Here is a 22,371-nt window from a genome sequence, read left to right as displayed (position 1 = left end):
GTGTGAATGCGCGCGCAAAGCGGCGGGCAGGGTCAGGTGTTCCATGTCATCTTCGGTCAGCGGGTAGTTGGCCGCACGAATACCGAACTGCATGGCCATGTACAGGCAGGTCGGGGTCTTGCCGCAACGCGATACGCCCACCAGGATCAGGTCGGCCTTGTCGTAGTAGTGGGTGCGGGCGCCGTCGTCGTTGTCGAGGGCGAAGTTCACCGCCTCGATACGCTCCATATAGTTGGAGTTATGCCCGATGGAGTGGGACTTTCCGACGGAATAGGACGAATGTTCACTCAACTCCTGTTCCAGCGGCGCCAGGAAGGTAGAGAAAATGTCGATCATGAAACCATTCGACGTTGCGAGAATCTCACGAATGTCTTGATTGACGATGGTGTCGAAAATGATCGGGCGAAAACCGTCTTTTTCAGCCGCCAGATTGATTTGTTGTACCATGGCCCGCGCTTTATCCACGCTGTCTATATAAGGCCGGGTGAATTTGGCAAAGGTAATGTTTTCGAACTGCGCGAGCAGGCTCTGACCCAATGTTTCGGCTGTAATGCCGGTGCCGTCGGAAATAAAGAAAGCAGATCGTTTCATTTGAGCCCTGGGCCTTAAGCTGATGGCGAATCTTGGATATGATAGGCGCGATTTTGCCGTCCCGCAGTGGGCCGCATTCTCACTTATTTTCCAGGTCCAGGCCACAAGCGCTGGCGTTAGCTCCTACTGAGCAACCCGCGTCCTGAGCTTTTCCAACACAGAAAGTGGAGAGATCACCTTGGTAGAGTACGTAGTTTCCCTCGATAAGCTCGGCGTCCATGATGTAGAGCATGTGGGGGGCAAGAACGCATCCCTCGGCGAGATGATCAGTAATCTTGCAGGCGCTGGTGTCTCGGTGCCCGGTGGTTTCGCCACCACGGCCCAGGCTTACCGCGACTTCCTCGAGCTGAGCGGCCTCAACGCCCAGATCCACGCCGCGCTGGACGCCCTGGACGTCGATGACGTCAACGCCCTGGCCAAGACCGGCGCCCAGATCCGCCAGTGGATCATGGAAGCCGAGTTCCCCGAGAAGCTCAACGAAGAAATTCGCACCGCCTTTGCCACCCTGTCCGCCGGTAACCCGGACATGGCCGTTGCCGTGCGTTCCTCTGCTACCGCCGAAGACTTGCCGGACGCCTCCTTTGCCGGCCAGCAGGAAACCTTCCTCAACATTCGCGGCGTCGAAAACGTGATCCGCGCGGCCAAGGAAGTGTTTGCCTCCCTCTTTAACGACCGTGCGATTTCCTACCGCGTACACCAGGGTTTCGACCACAAGCTGGTGGCCCTGTCTGCCGGCGTGCAGCGCATGGTACGTTCGGAAACCGGCACGGCCGGCGTGATGTTCACCCTCGATACCGAATCCGGTTTCCGTGACGTGGTGTTTATCACCGGCGCCTACGGCCTGGGCGAAACCGTCGTACAGGGCGCGGTCAACCCCGACGAATTCTACGTACACAAGGGCACCCTCGAAGCGGGCCGCCCGGCCATCCTGCGCCGTAACTTGGGCAGCAAGGCCATCAAGATGATCTACGGCGACGAGGCCAAGGCCGGTCGCTCGGTTAAAACCGTTGACGTCGACAAGGCCGAGCGCGCGCGTTTCTGCCTCACCGACGCTGAAGTCAGCGAGTTGGCCAAACAAGCGATGATCATCGAAAAGCACTACAAGTGCCCGATGGACATCGAGTGGGCCAAGGACGGTGACGACGGCAAGCTGTACATCGTGCAGGCGCGCCCGGAAACCGTGAAGAGCCGCACCTCGGCCAACGTCATGGAACGCTACCTGCTCAAGGAAACCGGCACCGTGCTGGTGGAAGGCCGTGCCATTGGCCAGCGCATTGGCGCAGGCAAGGTGCGGATCATCAAGGACGTGTCCGAGATGGACAAGGTCCAGCCGGGTGACGTACTGGTTTCCGACATGACCGACCCGGACTGGGAACCGGTGATGAAGCGCGCCAGTGCCATTGTCACCAACCGTGGCGGGCGTACCTGCCACGCGGCGATCATCGCTCGTGAACTGGGGATTCCGGCCGTCGTGGGTTGCGGCAACGGCACCCAACTGCTCAAGGATGGCCAGGGCGTGACCGTGTCCTGCGCCGAAGGCGATACCGGCTTTATCTTCGAAGGTGAGCTGGGCTTCGATATCAAGCAAAACTCCATCGACGCCATGCCCGACTTGCCGTTCAAGATCATGATGAACGTCGGCAACCCGGACCGCGCCTTCGATTTCGCGCAATTGCCGAATGCCGGTGTGGGCCTGGCCCGCCTGGAATTCATCATCAACCGCATGATCGGCGTGCACCCCAAGGCACTGCTGAACTATGACGGCCTGCCACTGGACATCAAGGAAAGCGTCGACAAGCGCATCGCCGGCTACAACGACCCGGTAGGTTTCTACGTCGAGAAACTGGTTGAAGGCATCAGCACCCTGGCTGCGGCGTTCTACCCGAAAAAGGTCATCGTGCGCCTGTCGGACTTCAAGTCCAATGAATACGCGAACCTGATCGGCGGCAAGCTCTACGAGCCAGAGGAAGAAAACCCGATGCTGGGCTTCCGCGGCGCCTCGCGTTACATCAGCGAAGCCTTCCGTGACTGCTTCGAGCTCGAATGCCGTGCGCTCAAGCGCGTGCGCAACGAGATGGGCCTGACCAACGTCGAGATCATGGTGCCGTTCGTGCGCACCCTGGGCGAAGCGAGCCAAGTGGTGGACCTGCTGGCCGAAAACGGCCTGACCCGTGGCGAGAACGGCCTGCGCGTGATCATGATGTGCGAATTGCCGTCCAACGCCATCCTGGCTGAAGAGTTCCTGGAGTTCTTCGACGGTTTCTCCATCGGCTCCAACGACCTGACCCAGTTGACCCTGGGCCTGGACCGCGACTCGGGGATCATCGCCCACCTGTTCGACGAGCGTAACCCGGCGGTCAAGAAGCTGTTGGCCAACGCCATCCAGGCCTGTAATAAGGCTGGCAAGTACATCGGTATCTGCGGCCAGGGCCCTTCGGACCACCCTGACCTGGCCAAATGGCTGATGGAGCAGGGGATCGAGAGCGTCTCGCTGAACCCCGATTCCGTACTGGAAACCTGGTTCTTCCTGGCTGAAGGCCAAGCGTCCGCCTAAGATCGCCTGGTCAAAAGTGCCGGTCACTCGTTGCGGGTGACCGGCATTCTTATCTGTACAGGGCGGGAATCCTTGCGGACGCCGCCCTTTTTTGTGCAAGAGCATTATGCAAAGCAGCAGCAATCTATTTCCTGTCGCCCTGATCAGCGCTGAACGTCGTGGCGACCTGAGTGAAGATGTCTATCGGCTCAAACCCGGTAACAGCCCGGACGGCACCGTCGAGTTGGCGGTGACCCGTTTGGGCCTGGCCGATGTCCCGGAAAACCGGGGCACGCCGATTATTTTATTGCATGGCAGCTTTTCCAACCGGCGCTTCTGGTACTCGCCCAAGGGCATCGGCCTGGGGGCATACCTGGCGCGTCGCGGATTTGATGTGTGGATCCCGGAAATGCGCGGCCATGGCTTGTCCAAGCGCAATCACGACTACGCCAGAAACCATGTCGCCGATTACGCACGCTACGATTTGCCGGCTGTGGGGGCGTTTGTGTCTGAGCAAAGCGGGCAGGTTCCGCACTGGCTCGGGCATTCCCTCGGCGCCACCACCTTGGCTGCGGCCTTGGGCGGGCAGCACTTGGATGCATCTGCGGTGGCATCGGTGGCGTTGTTCGGCTGCCAGGTCAGTCGTACCCATTGGCCGTTGAAAATCCCACCGGTGCAGTGGGGTGGGCGCTTTATTCTCAAGCGCCTTGGCCACCTGTCCGGCCCGCGCTTCAAGCGTGGGCCCGAGGACGAACCGGCTGGCGTGATGATCGAAGCGATGCGTTGGAACGGCCTGTTCGGCCGGTTTGGCGATGCCGAGCATGACTGGTGGAAAGGCTTGGCGCAGGTCGATGTGCCGCTGTTGGCGGTGAGCGCAGCGGGCGACCGACAAGACCCGGACTGGGCCTGCCGCAAGCTCTTCGAGCAAGTGGGCAGCGAGCATCGCCAGTACCTGTGCCTGGGGCGTCAGCAAGGTTTCAGCGAGGATTTCGGCCATGTGCAGATGCTGGTCAGCAAAGCCGCCCAGGCCCAAGTGTGGCCTTTGGTCGAGCGTTGGTTGAACGACCCGCTGACACCTTTATTCGGCACGCAGCCCGAGGTGGCTGCAACGGTTTGACGAAACGCTCTGCCAGGGGCGTTTCACTCTTGAAGGGTTGCGGCTAAGATATGACGCGCCAGGCGCTTCTGGTCATATTCAGTCGCGCAACGTGTATTGCGTTGCGCTGATCGGGGTTTGATCATGGCCGCCGCCAACGAGCAGGCACTTAAAGAATGCCTGTCGCGAGGCGTTTTCTTGATGTACACCGTGGATGTTCGACCTCTTCTTTGATGACAGGAGTTTCTCGATGAACCATTACGTGACCCCCGACCTGTGTGACGCCTACCCGGAGCTGGTGCAGGTAGTGGAGCCGATGTTCAGCAACTTCGGTGGCCGAGACTCCTTTGGCGGCGAGATAGTCACCCTCAAATGCTTCGAGGATAACTCCCTGGTCAAGGCGCAAGCCGATCTGCCGGGCGCTGGTAAAGTGCTGGTGGTCGACGGTGGCGGTTCCCTGCGCTGCGCGCTGCTGGGTGACATGATTGCCGAGAAAGCCGCGAAAAACGGTTGGGAAGGGCTGGTCATCTACGGGTGTATCCGTGACGTCGACGTCATTGCCCAGACCGACCTGGGCGTGCAGGCCCTGGCCTCGCATCCGAAAAAAACCGACAAGCGCGGCCTTGGCGACCTGAACGTGGCGGTGACATTCGGGGGCGTGACGTTCCGCCCCGGTGAGTACATTTACGCCGACAACAACGGGGTGATCGTGTCACCCAGCCCGCTGAAAATGCCTGAATAAACTGCCGCAACCGATCGGGGTGAGGATGTTCGAAGAAGAAAACGCGCAATGGGGGCTGGTGCATGCCCTGGTGCTGGACGGTAAAGGCGGTGCGCGTTCGATTGCCCGGACTGAGCTCGACGATTTGCAGTTGCAGCCCCAGGAAAGCCTGTGGCTGCACTGGGATCGCAGCCATCCTCAAACCCAGACCTGGCTGCGCAAATCCAGCGGCCTGAGCGAGTTTGCCTGTGACCTGCTGCTGGAGGAGAACACTCGCCCACGCCTGTTGCCGCTGCCGGACGCCGAATTGCTGCTGTTCCTGCGCGGGATCAATCTCAACCCAGGCGCCGAGCCCGAAGACATGGTGTCGGTGCGCATCTTCGCCGCTGCCAACCGAGTGATCTCGTTGCGTTTGCGCCCCTTGCGCGCCACCGATGAGTTGCTGGTGCAACTGGCAGACGGTAAAGGCCCCAAGACGGCATCCGAGCTCATCCTTTATATGGCTCAGTACCTGACCAATAAAGTGCAGGATCTGGTCGCTGGCTTGTCTGAAATCGTCGATTCCGAGGAAGAAAAACTCGATGCCGACGAACGGTATACCCCGGAGCATGGCAGCGTTCTGCAGATCCGTCGAAGAGCCGCCGGACTCAAGCGCTTCCTGGCCCCCCAGCGGGATATTTTTGCCCAGCTCACGCGAATCAAATTGGCGTGGTTCTGCGACGACGATGCCGACTATTGGAATGAATTGCACAACAGTCTGACCCGTTACCTGGAAGAGCTGGAATTGGCCAGAGAGCGCGTGGGGCTTGTGCTTGAGGCCGAAGACCGGCGTTTGAGCCTGCGCATGAACCGCACCATGTACCGCTTCGGGATCATCACCGGGATCTTCTTGCCGATGAGTTTTCTCACCGGTCTGCTCGGTATAAATGTGGGCGGCATTCCGTTCTCTGCCAGTCCTTATGGATTCATGATTGCGTGCCTGTTGATGGTGTCTGTGGCATTGGGGCAATGGTGGTTATTTCGACGATTGCGCTGGGTTTGACCTGAATATGACCTGAACGTAAGAAAGGGCCGATGTGACCCGATGAATTTTACCCTCGTCTTTTAAATCACTTGCGAGAGGTCTCTATGCACGATCCGTTCGAACAGTCTTTGCGTGACATGCTCAATGCTTCGCCATCCAACCGTGATGACGATGCTTGCCTGGGCCGCGTACTGAAAACCGCCAACCGTCAGGTAGGGGCGGGTGACCTGTTCGGTCTGCTCGGGCGTTGGGTGCCGGCATTGATGATGGCCCTGAACAACGGTTCGGCCCATGTGTCACCGGTTTCCCGTCGTAAACCTCTTGCTAGCACTGCTGATAAGGCTGATTGAATATGGAACTTGATCTCTGGACCCAGAGCCTGGTCACCGCGATGACCGCATTGTGGACCAAGGTGGCGAATTTCATTCCCAACCTGTTTGGTGCCCTGGTCCTGGTATTGCTGGGTTTTGTCGTCGCCAAGCTGCTCGATACCCTGCTGTCCAAATTGCTCGCCAAACTGGGCCTCGACCGCCTGATGGCCGGCACTGGCCTGACCAAATTGCTTGGCCGCGCGGGGTTGCAAGTACCGATTTCGACCCTGATCGGCAAGATCGTCTATTGGTTCGTTCTACTTATTTTTCTGGTTTCTGCGGCGCAGTCCCTTGGACTTGAGCGAGTTTCAGCTACGCTCGACATGCTGGCACTGTATTTGCCGAAAGTGTTCGGCGGCGCGCTGGTGCTGCTGGTGGGGGTTTTACTCGCGCAATTGGCCAACGGGCTGGTGCGCGGGGCCGCCGAAGGCGTGGGCTTGGACTACGCGGCGGGCCTGGGGCGAATCGCCCAGGGGCTGGTGATCATCATCAGTATTTCTGTCGCGATCAGCCAGTTGGAGGTCAAAACTGACCTGCTCAACCACGTGATTGTGATTGTTTTGATTACCGTTGGTCTGGCAGTTGCGCTGGCCATGGGGTTGGGAAGCCGGGAAATTGCCGGTCAGATTCTTGCGGGAATCTATGTGCGTGAGCTGTATCAAGTTGGGCAACAGGTGCGTGTGGGCGAGGTCGAAGGGCAAATCGAGGAGATCGGCACAGTCAAGACGACCGTGCTGACCGATGACGGGGAACTGGTGTCGCTGTCTAACCGGATTCTCCTGGAGCAGCAGGTCAGTAGCCGCTAATCCGGCAAATCCTGCTAATGTACGCCGCCGCAAACCCGGGTGACCGGGTTGCAGCGGACATTGACCTGACTGTCGGCACGACTTGTTTTGAATAAAGCCCAAACGCTGTCCACGCGCTATGACCCCCGTGAGCTCTCTGATGAGGAGTTGGTCGCGCGCTCGCACACGGAGCTGTTTCACGTAACACGCGCGTACGAAGAATTGATGCGCAGGTATCAACGCACTCTGTTCAACGTTTGTTCAAGGTATTTGGGGAACGATAGAGACGCGGATGATGTCTGTCAGGAAGTGATGCTCAAGGTGCTATACGGCCTGAAGAACTTCGAGGGCAAATCGAAGTTCAAGACCTGGCTGTACAGCATCACGTACAACGAGTGCATCACGCAGTATCGGAAGGAACGGCGAAAGCGTCGCCTGATGGACGCTTTGAGTCTGGACCCCCTTGAGGAGGCGTCTGAAGAGAAGGCGCCGGCACCCGAGGAAAAGGGCGGACTTGATCGCTGGTTGGTGCATGTGAACCCGATTGACCGCGAAATTCTGGTGCTTCGATTTGTCGCAGAGCTGGAATTTCAGGAAATCGCTGACATCATGCATATGGGTTTGAGTGCTACAAAAATGCGGTACAAGCGTGCTCTTGATAAATTACGTGAGAAATTTGCGGGCGAGACTGAAACTTAGTGCGTAGCAAATATCTCTTACGTGTAGGCAAGTTCTGTTAGACTTGTCGCCGAGTTGTCCCCCGGTTTGTGGGACTGCTTTACAATCACCAGATGGGGATTTAACGGATGAAACTGAAAAACACCTTGGGCTTGGCCATTGGTTCTCTTATTGCCGCTACTTCTTTCGGCGTTCTGGCACAAGGCCAAGGCGCAGTTGAAGGCGAGCTGTTCTACAAGAAGCAGTACAACGATAGCGTTAAGCACATCGAAGACGGCTTCAACCCAGGCGCTCGCATTGGTTACTTCCTGACCGACGATCTGTCGTTGAATCTGTCGTACGACAAGACCAACCACACCCGTTCGAACGACGGCACTGGCAACCAGAAGATCAAAGGTGACACTGGCAGCCTCGTTGCTCAGTACCACTTCGGTCAGGCTGGCGTTGATAGCCTGCGTCCATACGTTGAAGGCGGTTTCGGCCACCAGAGCCGTGGCAACGTGCGCGCTGACGGCCACACCGGTCGCGATCAGACCACTTTCGCTACCATCGGTACCGGCGTGAAGTACTACTTCACCAACAACCTGTACGCTCGTGCTGGTGTTGAAGCTGACTACGGTCTGGACAACGGCAAGTGGGACTACTCCGCACTGGTCGGCCTGGGCGTGAACTTCGGCGGTAACGCTGGCGCAGCAGCTCCAGCTCCTACCCCAGCACCAGCTCCAGAGCCAGTTCCAGAGCCAGAAGCTCCGGTTGCTCAGGTTGTTCGTGTTGAGCTGGACGTTAAGTTCGACTTCGACAAGGCCGTTGTTAAGCCTAACAGCTACGGCGACGTTAAAAACCTGGCCGACTTCATGGCTCAGTACCCAGCTACCAACGTAGAAGTTGCTGGTCACACTGACTCCGTAGGTCCAGACGCTTACAACCAGAAGCTGTCCCAGCGTCGTGCTGACGCTGTTAAGCAAGTCCTGGTTAAAGACGGCGTTGCTCCTAGCCGTGTAACTGCTGTAGGTTACGGCGAATCCCGCCCAGTTGCTGACAACGCAACTGAAGCTGGTCGCGCTGTTAACCGTCGCGTAGAAGCGTCGGTTGAAGCTACCGCTCAGTAATTACTGAGTAGTAAAGAAAAGCCCGGCTCAGGCCGGGCTTTTTTTCGCCTGCGATTTGCCTCAGGCGCTTGCCGCAGCGGCGATGCTAGCCATCTGTGCGGCGCCGGCAACCTGGCCAATCACCAGGATGGCCGGGCTTTTGAGTGCAAAGGCTGTTGCAGCTTCATGCATGGCCGCAAGCGAGCTGCGGCATTCGCGTTGTTGGGGCAATGAAGCGTTTTCGATCATTGCCACCGGCATATCCGCAGCCATGCCGCCGTTGAGCAGCTGTTCGCGGATTTCGTCCAGCTTGGCCACGCCCATATACACCACCAGCGTGGTGCCTCCCTCCGCCAGCGCACGCCAGTTCAAGCTGCTGTCATCCTGGGTATGCGCGGTGACCAAGGTCACTCCACGGCTTACGCCACGCAAGGTCAACGGGATATCGCACTGGGTCGCCCCGGCCAGCCCTGAGGTGATGCCATTGACCAATTCCACCTCGACTCCACGCTCGCGCAGCCAGGTTGCCTCCTCGCCACCGCGGCCAAAAATACATGGGTCACCGCCTTTAAGGCGTACCACGCACTTGCCCTGGCGTGCATAACGCAGCATCAGGCGGTGAATAAACTCCTGCGGGGTAGAGCGGCAGCCGCCGCGCTTGCCGACGGTAATCACCCGGGCGCTGGCGCAGTGTTCCAGTACTGCCGGGTTGACCAAGTCATCAATCAGCACAACGTGCGCTGCCTGCAGAGCCCGGACCGCCTTGAGGGTCAGCAACTCCGGATCACCCGGCCCTGCGCCTACCAGCCATACTTTTGCGCTCATGTTGTTCCCCTTACACATTGATGGCGATTGGCTGCGGGTTGCTGGCCAAAAGACGTTTGATTTCCGGCACGCAGGAGCCGCATTGGGTGCCGCAGCCCAGTGCCTGTTTGAGGCCATCCAGGTCCAGGCCGCTGCCGATACCGGCACACACGGCGTTTTCGCTGACGTTCTTGCAGTTGCACACAATCTTGTTGCTGGCCGTGGTACCGCCCGGTGGCGCGCTCAAGGGCGCCAGTAACCAGCGCCGCAGTTGCTCGTCGGCCCGGCCTTCCAGCCACAGGCTTTGCAGCCAGTGACGGGCCAGGGTTTCGCCGGCCAGGCGCAGGGCGGTAATGCGGCCTTTCTCGATTTTCACGCGCTTGCCGATTGAGCGGCGCGGGTCGTCATAGGCCATTACCGGGCCGTCGTTGAGGCCCAGCAGGTGGTCGATGCGGGTCAACAGTTGCAGGTCGGGCGCCTCGGTATGCGCGGCGCGCACCAGCAGCGCGGGGCGTTCACGGCCAGCCAGGCTCAGGCTGACGTAGGCAAAGGTTTCACACAGTGGGCGCAACGCTTCGAAGTGCTGCTGCACATCGCCTTCGATCAGCGCAAACAGCTGCCATGGCAGTTGCACTGCTTCCAGGCGCACGCCGCTGTGCTTGAGCTCCGGCTGCTTGGACAAAGGGTCGAACGCCGGTTGAGTGAGGGTATTAACGCCGCCCTTGAGAAAGCGGTCGCCCCAGTGCATGGGCAGAAACGCTTGGCCGGGGCGCACGCTGTCATCGCTGCAAACGGCGACGATCACACTGCCGCGACGGCTTTTCAGGCTGACCAGGTCACCCTCTTTGAAGCGGTGGCGGCGCAGCTCATCCGGATGCAGGCTCAACAGCGCCTCACTGACGTGCCCGAACAACTGGGCGGCGGTGCCGGTGCGGCTCATGCCGTGCCATTGATCACGCAGGCGGCCGGTGATCAGGGTCAACGGGAATCGCGCATCGCGTTGTTCTTTAGCGGCGCGATAAGGCTCGGCGACAAAGCGCGCCCGCCCAGTGTCAGTAGGGAAAATGCCGTCGGTGTACAGGCGCGAAGTACCCGCCTGGGCACCCTCTGGAAAGGGCCACTGCTGCGGGCCGATCCGGTCGAGCAGGGCATGGCTGATGCCGGACATATCCAGGTCACGGCCTTGGGTCAGTGGCTTGAATTCATCAAACAGCTGCGCCGCTTGTTCAAAGGCGAACAGGCTCGGCAACCCCGGACGCAGACGGCGCTCCAGGCGCTGGGCGAAATCCACCGTGATCGCCCAATCCGCGCGTGCTTCACCCGGTGGGTTGATGGCGCGGCGCACGTGGGAAATACGCCGCTCGGAGTTGGTCACCGTGCCGTCTTTTTCACCCCAACTGGCGGCGGGCAGTAGCAGGTCGGCATAGGCGGCGGTTTCGGTGGTACGAAACGCTTCCTGCAACACCACGAACGGGCAAGCGGCCAAGGCGGCGCGCACTGCGTTCTGGTCGGGCAGCGATTGGGCTGGGTTGGTACAGGCGATCCACAACGCCTTGATCTTGCCAGCCTGCACCTGTTCAAACAGTTCGATGGCGGTAAGGCCGGTGTTCGCGGGCAGTTGTTCCACGCCCCAATAGGCCGCCACTTCAGCGCGGTGTTCAGGGTTGGCCGCGTCGCGGTGGCCCGGCAGCAAGTTGGACAGGCTGCCGGTTTCGCGCCCACCCATTGCGTTCGGTTGGCCGGTCAGGGAAAACGGCCCGCAGCCCGGCCGGCCAATGGTCCCCGTGGCTAAATGCAGGTTGATCAGTGCACTGTTTTTGGCGCTGCCAGCGGTGGATTGGTTAAGCCCCATGCACCACAGCGACAAAAAGCTGCTGGAGGTGCCGACCCACTGCGCGCACAGGCGCAACTGTTCGACACTGATGCCGCACAGCTGCGTGACCATCTGCGGCGTGTAGTCATGCACCAGGCGCTTGAGTTCGGCCAGGCCGTCGGTGTGGGCCTGGATAAACGCGCGGTCGACCCAGTCTTCCCACAGCAACAGATGCAAAATCCCGTGGAACAACGCCACATCCGTGCCCGGCAAGATCGCCAGGTGCAGGTCGGCCAAGTCGCAGGTGTCGGTACGGCGAGGGTCAATCACCAGCACTTTCATCTGCGGGCGCTGCGCCTTGGCTTGCTCCAGGCGTCGGAACAATACCGGGTGGGCGTAGGCCATATTGCTGCCGACGATCATCACGCAGTCGCTGTTTTCCAGGTCTTCATAACTGCACGGCGGTGCATCGGCGCCCAGGCTGCGCTTGTAGCCGACCACCGCCGAAGACATGCACAGCCTAGAATTGCTGTCGATATTGTTAGTGCCCACCAACGCCCGCGCCAACTTGTTGAAGCTGTAGTAGTCCTCGGTCAGCAGTTGCCCGGAGATATAGAACGCCACACTGTCGGGCCCGTGTTCGGCAATGGTATCGGCGAACACGTTGGCCGCGTGCTCCAGGGCGGTGTCCCAGTTGGTGCGAGTGCGTGCCAGTGCTTTGCCCAAGCGCAATTGCGGGTAAAGCGCACGGGCGCTCAAGTCGCCGGTCAGGTGCAGGCTCGCGCCTTTGCTGCACAACTTGCCGAAGTTGGCCGGATGGCTGGGGTCGCCTTGCACCCCCAGGATCTGTTCGCCGTCATGCTCGATCAGCACGCCGCAGCCCACCCCGCAATAACAGCAGGTGGACGCGGTGGTCTGACGGTTCATCAACCCGCGTCCCGCAGGGCCAGCATCACCCGGCCGTTTTCGACCCGGGCCTGATGATGGTGGGCACAGCCGATATCCGGGGCCTGGGCTTGGCCGGACTCAAGGTCGATCTGCCAGTTGTGCAGCGGGCAGGCCACCCGCTTGCCGTAGATCAAGCCTTGGGATAGCGGCCCGCCCTTGTGCGGGCAGCGGTCGTCGAGGGCAAAGACTTCATCGTCACTGGTGCGAAAAATCGCAATGTCACCTTTGGGCCCGCTGATGATGCGCGAGCCCAAGGCGTTGATTTCGTCGAGGGCGCAGATATCCAGCCAGTTCATAGCGAGACCTCCAGGTGTTTGACAGGGATCACGTCGAATTCCTTTTTCAGCAGCGGCTGTTCCAGGCGTTCCTTCCACGGGTCCTGCTCGAATGACAACGAGAACTGCAAACGCTCATTCAGGGCCTGGCGGCGCGCCGGGTCTTCCAATACGGCCTTCTTGATATGCTCCATGCCCACCCGCTGCAGGTAGTGCACGGTGCGCTCCAGGTAGAAGGCTTCTTCGCGGTACAACTGCAGGAACGCGCCGTTGTATTCGCGCACTTCTTCGGCGGTTTTCACCTTGACGAAGAACTCCGCGACTTCAGTCTTGATCCCGCCGTTGCCGCCGATGTACATCTCCCAGCCCGAGTCGACGCCGATAATGCCCACATCCTTGATGCCCGCTTCCGAGCAGTTGCGTGGGCAACCGGAGACCGCCAACTTGACCTTATGGGGCGACCACATATTGAACAGGTCATGCTCCAGCTCGATGCCCAGTTGTGTGGAGTTCTGCGTGCCGAAGCGGCAGAACTCGCTGCCCACACAGGTTTTGACGGTGCGGATGGACTTGCCGTAGGCATGCCCGGACGGCATATCCAGGTCTTTCCACACCCCTGGCAAGTCCTGCTTCTTGATACCGAGCAAGTCGATGCGCTGGCCGCCGGTGACCTTGACCATCGGCACGTTGTACTTGTCGGCCACATCGGCGATGCGGCGCAGCTCCGAAGGGTTGGTAACGCCGCCCCACATCCGTGGCACCACGGAGTAGGTGCCGTCTTTTTGAATATTGGCGTGGGCCCGTTCGTTGATCAGCCGTGATTGCGGGTCGTCCTTGGCTTCGCCGGGCCAGGTGGAGATCAGGTAATAGTTGAGCGCCGGGCGGCAGGTGGCGCAGCCATTGGGGGTGCGCCAGTTCAAGTAGCGCATGGTGCTGTCGATGGTCAGCAGGTGCTGCTCGCGAATGGCCTGGCGGATCTGCCCGTGGTTGAGGTCGCTGCAGCCGCAGATGGCTTTTTCACTTTTGGGTTTTACGTCGGCGGCGCCGCCCACGGTGTTGATCAGGATCTGCTCAACCAGCCCGGCACAGGAACCGCAGGAACTGGCGGCCTTGGTGTGTTTTTTCACCTCATCGACACTGAACAACCCTTGTTCCTGGATCGCCTTGACGATGGTGCCCTTGCACACGCCGTTGCAGCCGCAGACTTCGGCGCTGTCGGCCATGCTCATGGCTTTGTCCTGACCTTGGTGGCCGACATCGCCGAGTGCATTTTCACCGAACATCAGGTGATCGCGGATTTCACCGATGGCGTGATTCTCACGGATCTGGCGGAAATACCAGCCGCCATCGGCGGTATCGCCGTACAGGCAGGCGCCGACCAGGATGTCGTCCTTGATCACCAGCTTTTTGTACACGCCACCAATCGGGTCGGAGAGGGTGATGGTCTCGGTGCCTTCGCCGCCCATGAAGTCGCCAGCGGAGAACAGGTCGATGCCGGTGACTTTAAGTTTTGTCGAGGTCACCGAGCCCTTGTAAGTGGCAAACCCCAGTTGGGCCAGGTGGTTGGCGCAGACCTTGGCCTGTTCGAACAACGGCGCCACCAAGCCATAGGCGATGCCGCGATGGCTGGCGCATTCACCGATGGCGTAGATGCGCGGGTCGTAGGTTTGCATGGTGTCGTTGACCAGGATCCCACGGTTGCAGGGAATGCCGGACTTTTCCGCGAGTTCGGTGTTGGGGCGGATGCCGGCAGCCATCACCACCAGGTCGGCGGGGATGATGTCGCCATTTTTGAACTGCACCGAGCCGACGCGGCCATTGCCGGCATCGTTCAGGGCCTGGGTCTGCTCGCACAGGCGGAACACCAGGCCGCGACTTTCCAGTTCGGTTTGCAGTAGCTGGCCGCTGGTCTTGTCCAGTTGCCGCTCCAGCAGCCATTCACCGATGTGCACCACCGTCACGTGCATGCCGCGCAGCATCAGGCCGTTGGCCGCTTCCAGGCCGAGCAGGCCGCCGCCGATCACCACTGCATGCTTGTGAGTCTTGGCGGTGTCGATCATCGCTTGGGTGTCGGCGATGTCGCGGTAGCCAATTACGCCCTGCAGGGTATTGCCGGGAATCGGCAGGATAAACGGCGTGGAACCGGTGGCGATCAGCAGGCGATCATACTCGGCCTCGGTGCCGTCTTCGGCGATGACTTTGCGTTTGACCCGGTCGATCTGCACCACCTTGCGGTTGAGCAGCAGCTTGACGTTGTTGTTCAGGTACCAATCCAGGTCGTTGAGCACGATCTCTTCGAAGGTTTGCTCACCGGCCAGTACTGGCGACAGCAGGATGCGGTTGTAGTTGGTGTGAGGCTCGGCGCCGAACACAGTGATGTCGTACAGCTCGTTGCTCAGCTTGAGCAGTTCTTCCAGGGTGCGAACCCCGGCCATGCCGTTGCCGATCATCACCAGTTTGAGTTTTTTCATGTCGTTCTCCGCAATGGCTCGACAAATCGTGCGCAAACAAAAAAGGCGTCCCCGCTAGTCAGCTAGCGAGGACGCCTTTGTCCTGGTCCCGTTCTCTCGGGAAGCTCGGCCCTTCGTCGTTGAAGGAGCGGCTATATGTGGGGTGTTGGCAAAGCTAATGCAGCAGCTGTGCCAAGTCCCTATAGCCCCAGTTTTACTGGGCGTTTACACGCAGAACCGGCGGATTCTGCCCGTTAGTGGTGCAGCAGCCAGTACAACAGCACCAGATTGAGCAGCATTGAAGCCACCACCAGGGTTTGCCAGACCTTCAAGGGTTCGCGTTCGAGCAAGGGCCGTGGGCGTAGGCTCAATTCGCGGCGGTCGGCCTGCTCCAGCACCAACAGCCATTCTTCGGCGGTTTCATAACGTTGGGCCGGGGCAGCGGTCACCGCCCGTTCCAGGCTGTGTGGTAACCACTCCGGCAAGTCGGGGCGATAACGGCTGGCGCTGACGGGCTGGTTAAATCTGGGCCGTTGGAAGGCCTCGATTTCACCGTAGGGGTAATGCCCGGTCAGCAGGTAATACAAGGTCACGCCGACGCTATACAAATCCTGTTGCGCCGTAGGCTGCTCGCCAGCGAACGCCTCGGGCGCGATAAAGCTCGGGGTACCGGGCAGCAGGTGGGCACGGTCCTCGGAGAGCCCAGGGCAATAGGCCAGGCCGAAGTCCAGCACCCGCAGTTCGCCATCTTCTCCCAGCAGCAGGTTTTCCGGCTTGATGTCGCGGTGCAGGATCTGCCGGCGATGCAGCAGGCCCACGGCGCGCAGCAAGCGTTCGGCAATCGACTGCCATTGTGCCAACGGCAGCGGGCCCTGTTGTTGGAACAGTTGGGCCAGGGTTTGCCCGGCGTATTCGCGCATCACGTAGTACAAATGCTGACGGCTACTGGCGGCATGCACTTCGGGAAAAGCACGGCCGGCGACCCGGCGCAGAAACCACTCTTCTGATAACAAGGCCTGGGCCGCATCGGTATCCTCGCAACGTAACGGCAAGGTCTTGAGCAGCCAGGGTTGCTCCTGGGCGTCGTGCACGCGGTACAACAACGACTGCCGACTCTGCGCCAGCACGCTTTGCACCTCCCAGCCTTCAAAGGTTTGCCCGACTTTCAGCGGTGGCGGCAGTGGCCATTGCTGCAACTGCACCAGGGCGTCGCCGAGGGTGGCGGCGCCGAGTTGATCGATGCGCACCAGCAAGGCGCTGGCGTTGTCTTGGCTACCCGCCAGGTGGGCGGCGTTGACCAGTGTGTTGACGGCCAGATCGAGGTCGCTTTGTTCGCGCAGTATCGCGCCGATGCTGTGATCGCCCAGCGTGGCCCACACCCCATCGCTGAGCAGCAGGAAACTTTCGCCCTCGCGCAATGGACCATCGAGGAAGTCCAGCACCAGGTGCTGATCCAGGCCGAGGGCGCGCTTGAGCACATGCTGCATCCCCGGCTGTTCCCACACATGGTCTTCGCTGATGCGTTGCAACTCGCCGTCAAGCCAACGATACGCCCGGCAATCACCGACATGGGCCAGGGTGAAACGTTGGCCGCGAAACACCAGGGCGCTCAGGGTGGTGAGCAACGGTTGCCCGCCGCCGTTGGCTTGCAACCAGCGATTCTGCGCCAGTAACAGACGCTCCAGCGCCTGGGCCACGCCCCAGGTCTGTGGCGTGGCGTAGTAGTCCAGGGCCAGGGCCTGCAAGGTCGAGCGTGCGGCCAGGCCACCGTCGGCGCACTGGCTGACGCCATCGGCCAGTGCGCACAGGTAGCCTTTGCTCGCGGCCAGTTCCGCCATCGGTGTGACCACCCGCAGCGCGTCCTGGTTTTCGCTGCGCGGACCGATGGCACTGGCCTGGGCGACGCTCAGTCGTAAGCTCATCAGACGCGGGCGGCGGTCACGGCGGCCGAGCCCCAGGTGGTTCTCCAGCGCCGTTTCACCCCATGCAGGCCGAACCAGGCCAGCACACCGAGGCTGGCGAACAACCACAGGGCCAGTTGATAGCTGCCGGTGCTCTGCTTGATAGCGCCCATGCCCGCCGCGAGGGCGAAGCCGCCGATGCCACCGGCCATGCCGATCAGGCCGGTCATGACGCCGATCTCACTGCGAAAACGCTGCGGCACCAGTTGGAATACCGCGCCATTCCCGGCGCCCAGGCCGAGCATGGTGCAGACGAAAAGCGCCAACGCCGCGTAGGAACTGGGCAGGTTGAACCCCACTGCCGCAATGCAGATCACCGCCACGCTGTACATGCCGAGCAGAGTCTTGATCCCGCCGAACCGGTCTGCCAAGGCGCCGCCCAAGGGGCGCATCAGGCTGCCGCCGAACACACAGGCGGCGGTGTAGTAGCCGGCGGTCACCGGGCTCAGGCCGTACTGGTCGTTGAAGTAGCCGGGCAGGGCGCTGGCCAGGCCGATAAACCCGCCGAAGGTCACGCTGTAGAAGAACATGAACCACCAGCTGTCACGGTCGCCCAGGGCCTTGAAGTAGTCGGCCATGGCTTTGGCTTTTGGCCGCTGAGGGGCATTGCGCGCAAGCCAGGCGAACACGATCAGGGTCAGCACCAGTGGGATCAGCGCAAAGCCGAACACATTGCTCCAACCAAATGCGGCCGCCAGCACGGGCGCCAGCAGCGCGGCAAACACGGTACCGGAGTTGCCGGCGCCGGCGATGCCCATGGCTTTGCCCTGGTGCTCCGCCGGGTACCATTGGGACGCCAAGGGCAGGGCGACCGCAAAGGACGCGCCGGCCATGCCCAGGAACATGCCCAGCAGCAACGCTTGTTCGTAGCTGTGGATCCCCAGTTTCCAGGCGCAGAACAGTGCCACGATCACAATCACCTGGCCAATCAGCCCGGCGGTCTTGGGCGACAGCTTGTCGGCCAGCATCCCCATCAAGAAACGCAGCACCGCGCCCGCCAGGATCGGTGTGGCCACCACCAGGCCACGTTGTTGGGTGGTCAGGTGCAAGTCAGCGGCAATCTGCACCGCCAGGGGGCCCAACAGGTACCAGACCATGAAGCTCAGGTCGAAATACAGGAACGCGGCAAACAGGGTCGGGGTGTGCCCGGATTTCCAGAAGCTTGATTTCATCACGCACCTCAACGGTTGGGGGTCTAGAAACGAAAAAACGCCGCCACCGGGTTCGCGAGGGCAAACCGGGTGGGCGACGTCTTTGTCGTGGAGGGGGCAACCGCCGTTGGCTACCTGTGATAATTCTTTAGCAAGAGCTGAGCCACATCAGCCGAGCAACTCGCTCATGGCAATAATCTGCTCTGCCACCTGGATCAGTTTCTGTTGACGGCTCATGGCCTGGCGGCGCATCAGGGTGTAGGCCTCTTCTTCGTTACAGCTCTTCATCTTCATCAACAGGCCCTTGGCCAATTCGATGCGCTTGCGTTCGGCCAGTTGCTGGTCGCGGGCATGAAGCTGGGCGCGCAGGGCCTGGTCACTTTCGAAGCGCGCCATGGCCACATCGAGGATCGGTTGCAGGCGCTGGGCCTGAATGCCTTCGACGATATAGGCACTGACGCCGGACTTGATGGCCTGGCGCATCACATTAGGGTCGTGCTCATCGGTAAACATCACGATGGGCCGGGGCTGATCGCGGCTGACCAGCACCACTTGCTCCATCACATCGCGCCCGGGTGACTCGGTATCGATCAGGATCACATCCGGGCGCACTGTTTCGACGCGTGCGGGCAGGTCGATGGTCAAGCCGGACTCATCGATCACCTCAAAGCCGGCCTCGGTCAATGCGGCCTTGAGGCGCCCGACCTTGCGCGGGGTGTCGTTGATCAACAGGATTCGCAGCATCGTCGGGCTCCTGTCAGCGCAGCGCTTGGCGGTTGGCGTTATCGGCCAAGGCGTGGAGGTGGAAGCTGCGCGCATAGCCGGCGGGGTCGCTGCCGTCCCAGGTCTTGCCGTCGAGCAACTGGCTACGGCGCATGTCCGAGTTGCCTTCGGCAATGCCCAGCGCCTCAGCCGCCTGGCGGTACAGCGCCAGTTGCTGCACCTGCCGGGCGACGCCCAGGTAGTCCGGGTCTTCACGCAGCAAGCCCCAGCGCCGGAACTGGGTCATGAACCACATGCCATCGCTGAGGTAGGGCAGGTTCACCTCGCCGTCGGCGAAAAAGCGCAGCGCATGGGGATCCTGCCACTGGTTGCCCAGGCCGTCGTCATAGTGCCCCAGCAGGCGTGGTTCGATGCAAGCCACAGGCGCATCGAGGTATTCAGGGGCACTGAGCAACTGGGCGGTAGAGCGGCGGTTTTCACGGCTCTGCTCGATAAACCGGCTGGCCTCAAGGATCGCCATGACCAGCACGCGTGCGGTATTGGGGTACGCGTCAACGAAGGCTTGGGTGCAGCCCAGGACTTTTTCCGGGTGGTCCGGCCAGATCGCCTGGCTGGTCGCCAGGGTGAAGCCCTGGTTCTGTTGCACTGCGCTGGCGCACCAGGGTTCACCCACGCAAAGGCCATCGATGCGTCCGGCTTGCAGGTGCGCCACCATTTGTGGCGGCGGCACTACTACGCTGTTCACATCCTGCAAGGGATGAATGCCTTGGCTCGCCAGCCAGTAATACAACCACATGGCGTGGGTGCCGGTGGGAAACGTCTGGGCGAAGGTGAGTTTTGTCCGGCTTTGGTGCACGTGGCGTTTCAATGCTTCAGGAGTGATCACCCCTTGCTGTTGCAGGCCATGGGAGAGGTTGATGCCCTGGCCATTCTGGTTCAGCCCCATCAGCACCGCCATGGGGCTGGGGGCGACGCCGCCGATGCCCAGGTGTACGGCATAGATCAGCCCGTAGAGACTGTGGGCGGCGTCCAATTCACCGGTGACCAGCTTGTCGCGCAGGTTGGCCCAGGACGCCTGGCGCTTGAGGTTGAGTGTGAGACCGTAGGGTTGGGCGAAGCCCTGGGTGGCGGCGACCACCAGCGAGGCGCAATCGGTCAGGGCCATGAACCCAAGGTCCAGGCTGCTCTTTTCCGGGGCATCGCTGCCGTTTACCCAAGCCAGTGGATCGTTCATCAATACCTGCCTTTTTCTGAAAAAAAAGCGCCGTTTCCCTGGTTGGCGTATAGGCCATTGCAGGGGAACGACGCCTTTGTCCGTAGGCCCGTGCCGCCGTTGGTGCGAGCCTGATCCAGAGTGCAAAGCAAGGCACATGCCATGGGCAGGACGTCGCAGTTGGCCGTCAACTTTCCATCATGATTGATCCTCGTGCGCCTCGCAGTATGGCCGCTTCTTCAGGCCAGACCACCAGGCATACCCACGGTGCACGCTGATTTACTCGCAACCCTCAATTGCCGCTGGCTGTACAGCGCGCTGCTGTGCGCCGTGCTGTTGCTGGGCAGTCGTACGGCCTGTGGCGAGGTGTTGCAGCTCTACGCTGCCGACGACACGAGAAGCTCGGCGGTGGTACTGCGGCATATTTCCGTCAGTAGGCTGCGCGGCATCATGCGCCGTGCGGGGCTGGATGAGCCGCGTTACCCACTGCGTGAACACGGCAAGCGTACGTTCTATGTAACCGGCCCTTCCAGTTATGTCGACCAGGTGTTGCATCTCGCCCAACGGATGGACCGACCCCCTCGCAAGGTGCCAGAGCGCGCCCCGGTATTCGGCGTGGTGAAAGTGATCAATGTCCTCGTGGACGATCACCTGCAGGGCGCTGGAGCCAACAAGGTCCAGGTACCGGGCATGGCCTCCATGCTCGAAGCTCGGCTATCCCAGGCGCAGAAGGACCAACTGGCCGATGGCCGCCTTGTGTTGATGGCCTATCCAGATACCAACAGTCTGTTGATCAAGGGCCCACCCGCCCAAGTGAAGGTTATTGAAAAACTGGTGGCCGAGCTGGATGTCGCCCAGCCGCTGGATGAGGCCTCGCCAGGGCAGGCTGGCGTAGATGGCGACGTACTGCCCTGGATCGGCCCACCTCAGTTGAGCGCCGCGCAACACGAGCGTGTGCGACGTGCGTTCCTGGGAGCGGACCCTGAGTTTTCCCCCTGAAAAAGGCGTTTGTCCATGCACCTGGAAATATTGCTGCAGGAGCAACTGATCAGCCGCAAGCGTTTGGCCGCATTCGCACCGGGGAAGGTGCTGCCCTTGGACCCAGGCGTCACCCGCTGCGTGGAGGTGCGGGTCAATGGACAACTGATGGCAGTGGGAGAGTTGGTGCAGTTGGAGGATCGGCTAGGGGTTGAATTGCAGGAGACGTTTCAGGAGTGGTTGCCGCGGTAAGGGTGCGTTAGCGAATTGTCTGACCGGCAGTGGCCAAAAAAAGGCGAATGAATGGGTTTTTTCCTAACGCGGGTCTTCGAGCCGGTTTTTTATAGTCGTGCCAATGGCAGATGAGCTGGTCACACAATAAGGATTTTAATGTCAGTAGTCGACTACAGAGGTGCGTATGGCCGTCGTGACGGATGAAACGACGACGTCCCTGGTTTTCGCGCGTTGGACCTTGCATGGCGACGGCCGGTTGACGGGCGTGGAGGCGGATATTCAGTTGCCTCCCAAGGAGGGGCACGTGCTGCGGTTGCTGCTGGCCTCCGGTGGCGCGCTGATGACCAAGGACCGTTTGCTGGAACTGGCCTGGCCTCGGGGCGAAGTGGCCGAAGAGTCACTCACGCGGTGTATTTATTCCCTGCGCAAGCACTTGAGGGCCGACAAAGGCTTTATCAAGACGATTTATGGCAAGGGCTATCGCTTTACCTGCCCGGTGCGCACAGGTGATCAACCCAGGGCAGTGGCACACGTGTGCGCCGTCTGTGGTCAGGCCAGCAATGTCCAGGGTTAAGGCATGGGGCAAAGGCCTGGTGCTCGGGGTATTGATGGGCAGCAGCCAGGCCTGGGCCTTTTGCTGGGAAGAGGCGGCCAGCCGCTACGACCTTGAGCCGGAGTTGCTGCAAGCTATCGCCTTGGTCGAATCGGGTTACCGGGCGCAAGCGATGAACTACACCAACCGCAATGGCACGCGGGATATCGGCTTGATGCAAATCAACAGCATCCACTTGCCGCGCTTGCTCAAGCAGGGCATTACCGAAGAACGGCTGTTGAGCGAGCCTTGCCTGTCGGTGGAAGTAGGCGCCTCGATTCTTGCCGAGTTCATCCAGCGTTTTGGCTACAACTGGACGGCGGTGGGGGCTTACAACGTGGG

General features: G+C 60.6%; 21 protein-coding genes. 12 read left to right on the top strand and 9 right to left on the bottom strand.

Annotation, left to right across the window (positions count from 1 at the left end):
- Positions 1-591 (bottom strand): kinase/pyrophosphorylase (locus GIW04_RS13665; RefSeq protein ID WP_236479010.1); only part of this gene is annotated, 591 nt, incomplete at its 3' end.
- A gap of 178 nt (positions 592-769) precedes the next feature.
- Between GIW04_RS13665 and ppsA the strand changes: the two genes are divergently transcribed.
- The 8 genes from ppsA (at position 770) to GIW04_RS13625 (ending at position 8,908) form a co-directional block, all read left to right on the top strand.
- The gene (gene ppsA / locus GIW04_RS13660; protein ID WP_236479008.1) at positions 770-3,145 is read left to right on the top strand and encodes a phosphoenolpyruvate synthase; all 2,376 of its coding nucleotides are present in this window, start codon (positions 770-772) and stop codon (positions 3,143-3,145) included.
- A gap of 106 nt (positions 3,146-3,251) precedes the next feature.
- Positions 3,252-4,241: an alpha/beta fold hydrolase gene (locus GIW04_RS13655; RefSeq protein WP_003193294.1), complete on the top strand. Its 990-nt coding sequence runs from the start codon at positions 3,252-3,254 to the stop codon at positions 4,239-4,241.
- 229 nt (positions 4,242-4,470) lie between these two features.
- Positions 4,471-4,962, top strand: a complete 492-nt coding sequence (gene rraA / locus GIW04_RS13650) for a ribonuclease E activity regulator RraA (RefSeq protein WP_003193293.1) — start codon at positions 4,471-4,473, stop codon at positions 4,960-4,962.
- A 25-nt stretch (positions 4,963-4,987) separates the two neighbouring features.
- Positions 4,988-5,983, top strand: coding sequence for a zinc transporter ZntB (locus tag GIW04_RS13645; protein ID WP_014719487.1), 996 nt, complete (start codon positions 4,988-4,990; stop codon positions 5,981-5,983).
- A gap of 86 nt (positions 5,984-6,069) precedes the next feature.
- Positions 6,070-6,315, top strand: a complete 246-nt coding sequence (locus tag GIW04_RS13640) for a hypothetical protein (protein ID WP_003193290.1) — start codon at positions 6,070-6,072, stop codon at positions 6,313-6,315.
- Between the two features lie 2 nt (positions 6,316-6,317).
- Positions 6,318-7,142, top strand: coding sequence for a mechanosensitive ion channel family protein (locus tag GIW04_RS13635; RefSeq protein ID WP_003193288.1), 825 nt, complete (start codon positions 6,318-6,320; stop codon positions 7,140-7,142).
- Between the two features lie 87 nt (positions 7,143-7,229).
- Positions 7,230-7,820 carry an RNA polymerase sigma factor SigX gene (gene sigX / locus GIW04_RS13630; RefSeq protein WP_003193286.1) on the top strand — a complete coding sequence of 197 codons (591 nt, stop codon included), beginning with the start codon at positions 7,230-7,232 and terminating at the stop codon, positions 7,818-7,820.
- Between the two features lie 107 nt (positions 7,821-7,927).
- Positions 7,928-8,908: an OmpA family protein gene (locus GIW04_RS13625; protein ID WP_003193285.1), complete on the top strand. Its 981-nt coding sequence runs from the start codon at positions 7,928-7,930 to the stop codon at positions 8,906-8,908.
- Between the two features lie 60 nt (positions 8,909-8,968).
- Here GIW04_RS13625 and cobA read toward each other — a convergent pair whose 3' ends face one another.
- The 8 genes from cobA to GIW04_RS13585 form a co-directional block, all read right to left on the bottom strand.
- Complete coding sequence (cobA, locus tag GIW04_RS13620; RefSeq protein ID WP_003193282.1) at positions 8,969-9,712, bottom strand: uroporphyrinogen-III C-methyltransferase; 744 nt, start codon at positions 9,710-9,712, stop codon at positions 8,969-8,971.
- Between the two features lie 10 nt (positions 9,713-9,722).
- Positions 9,723-12,431: a nitrate reductase gene (locus GIW04_RS13615; RefSeq protein WP_198757914.1), complete on the bottom strand. Its 2,709-nt coding sequence runs from the start codon at positions 12,429-12,431 to the stop codon at positions 9,723-9,725.
- The gene (gene nirD, locus GIW04_RS13610; RefSeq protein ID WP_003193279.1) at positions 12,431-12,748 is read right to left on the bottom strand and encodes a nitrite reductase small subunit NirD; all 318 of its coding nucleotides are present in this window, start codon (positions 12,746-12,748) and stop codon (positions 12,431-12,433) included. The genes GIW04_RS13615 and nirD overlap by 1 nt, the downstream gene beginning before the upstream one ends.
- The gene (gene nirB, locus GIW04_RS13605; protein WP_120248452.1) at positions 12,745-15,198 is read right to left on the bottom strand and encodes a nitrite reductase large subunit NirB; all 2,454 of its coding nucleotides are present in this window, start codon (positions 15,196-15,198) and stop codon (positions 12,745-12,747) included. Before nirB ends, nirD begins: the two co-directional genes overlap by 4 nt.
- 233 nt (positions 15,199-15,431) lie before the next feature.
- Positions 15,432-17,099 carry a bifunctional protein-serine/threonine kinase/phosphatase gene (locus tag GIW04_RS13600; protein ID WP_120248451.1) on the bottom strand — a complete coding sequence of 556 codons (1,668 nt, stop codon included), beginning with the start codon at positions 17,097-17,099 and terminating at the stop codon, positions 15,432-15,434.
- Positions 17,099-18,310: a nitrate/nitrite transporter gene (locus tag GIW04_RS13595; RefSeq protein WP_003193275.1), complete on the bottom strand. Its 1,212-nt coding sequence runs from the start codon at positions 18,308-18,310 to the stop codon at positions 17,099-17,101. Before GIW04_RS13595 ends, GIW04_RS13600 begins: the two co-directional genes overlap by 1 nt.
- A gap of 147 nt (positions 18,311-18,457) precedes the next feature.
- On the bottom strand, positions 18,458-19,033 hold the full coding sequence (locus tag GIW04_RS13590; RefSeq protein WP_003193274.1) for an ANTAR domain-containing response regulator: 576 nt from the start codon (positions 19,031-19,033) through the stop codon (positions 18,458-18,460).
- 13 nt (positions 19,034-19,046) lie between these two features.
- The gene (locus GIW04_RS13585; protein WP_120248450.1) at positions 19,047-20,246 is read right to left on the bottom strand and encodes a CmpA/NrtA family ABC transporter substrate-binding protein; all 1,200 of its coding nucleotides are present in this window, start codon (positions 20,244-20,246) and stop codon (positions 19,047-19,049) included.
- 246 nt (positions 20,247-20,492) lie between these two features.
- Between GIW04_RS13585 and GIW04_RS13580 the strand changes: the two genes are divergently transcribed.
- From GIW04_RS13580 to GIW04_RS13565, 4 genes are all read left to right on the top strand, one after another.
- Positions 20,493-21,224 (top strand): secretin N-terminal domain-containing protein, encoded by a 732-nt coding sequence (locus GIW04_RS13580; RefSeq protein ID WP_003193269.1) that lies wholly within the window; start codon positions 20,493-20,495, stop codon positions 21,222-21,224.
- A gap of 15 nt (positions 21,225-21,239) precedes the next feature.
- Positions 21,240-21,455, top strand: coding sequence for a FliM/FliN family flagellar motor switch protein (locus tag GIW04_RS13575; protein WP_003193267.1), 216 nt, complete (start codon positions 21,240-21,242; stop codon positions 21,453-21,455).
- A 166-nt stretch (positions 21,456-21,621) separates the two neighbouring features.
- On the top strand, positions 21,622-22,011 hold the full coding sequence (locus GIW04_RS13570) for a winged helix-turn-helix domain-containing protein (RefSeq protein WP_044275094.1): 390 nt from the start codon (positions 21,622-21,624) through the stop codon (positions 22,009-22,011).
- Positions 21,998-22,371, top strand: a 374-nt coding sequence (locus GIW04_RS13565) for a lytic transglycosylase domain-containing protein (RefSeq protein WP_236479007.1), incomplete at its 3' end; no start/stop codon positions are given. The genes GIW04_RS13570 and GIW04_RS13565, both read left to right, overlap by 14 nt.

It is taken from the genome of Pseudomonas sp. PA-4-8C, from assembly GCF_021606625.1.
GTDB classification, from domain to species: Bacteria; Pseudomonadota; Gammaproteobacteria; order Pseudomonadales; family Pseudomonadaceae; genus Aquipseudomonas; species Aquipseudomonas lactis.
The sequence above is the reverse complement of the archived record's forward strand: the minus strand, read 5'-3'. Positions and strand labels throughout refer to the sequence as shown.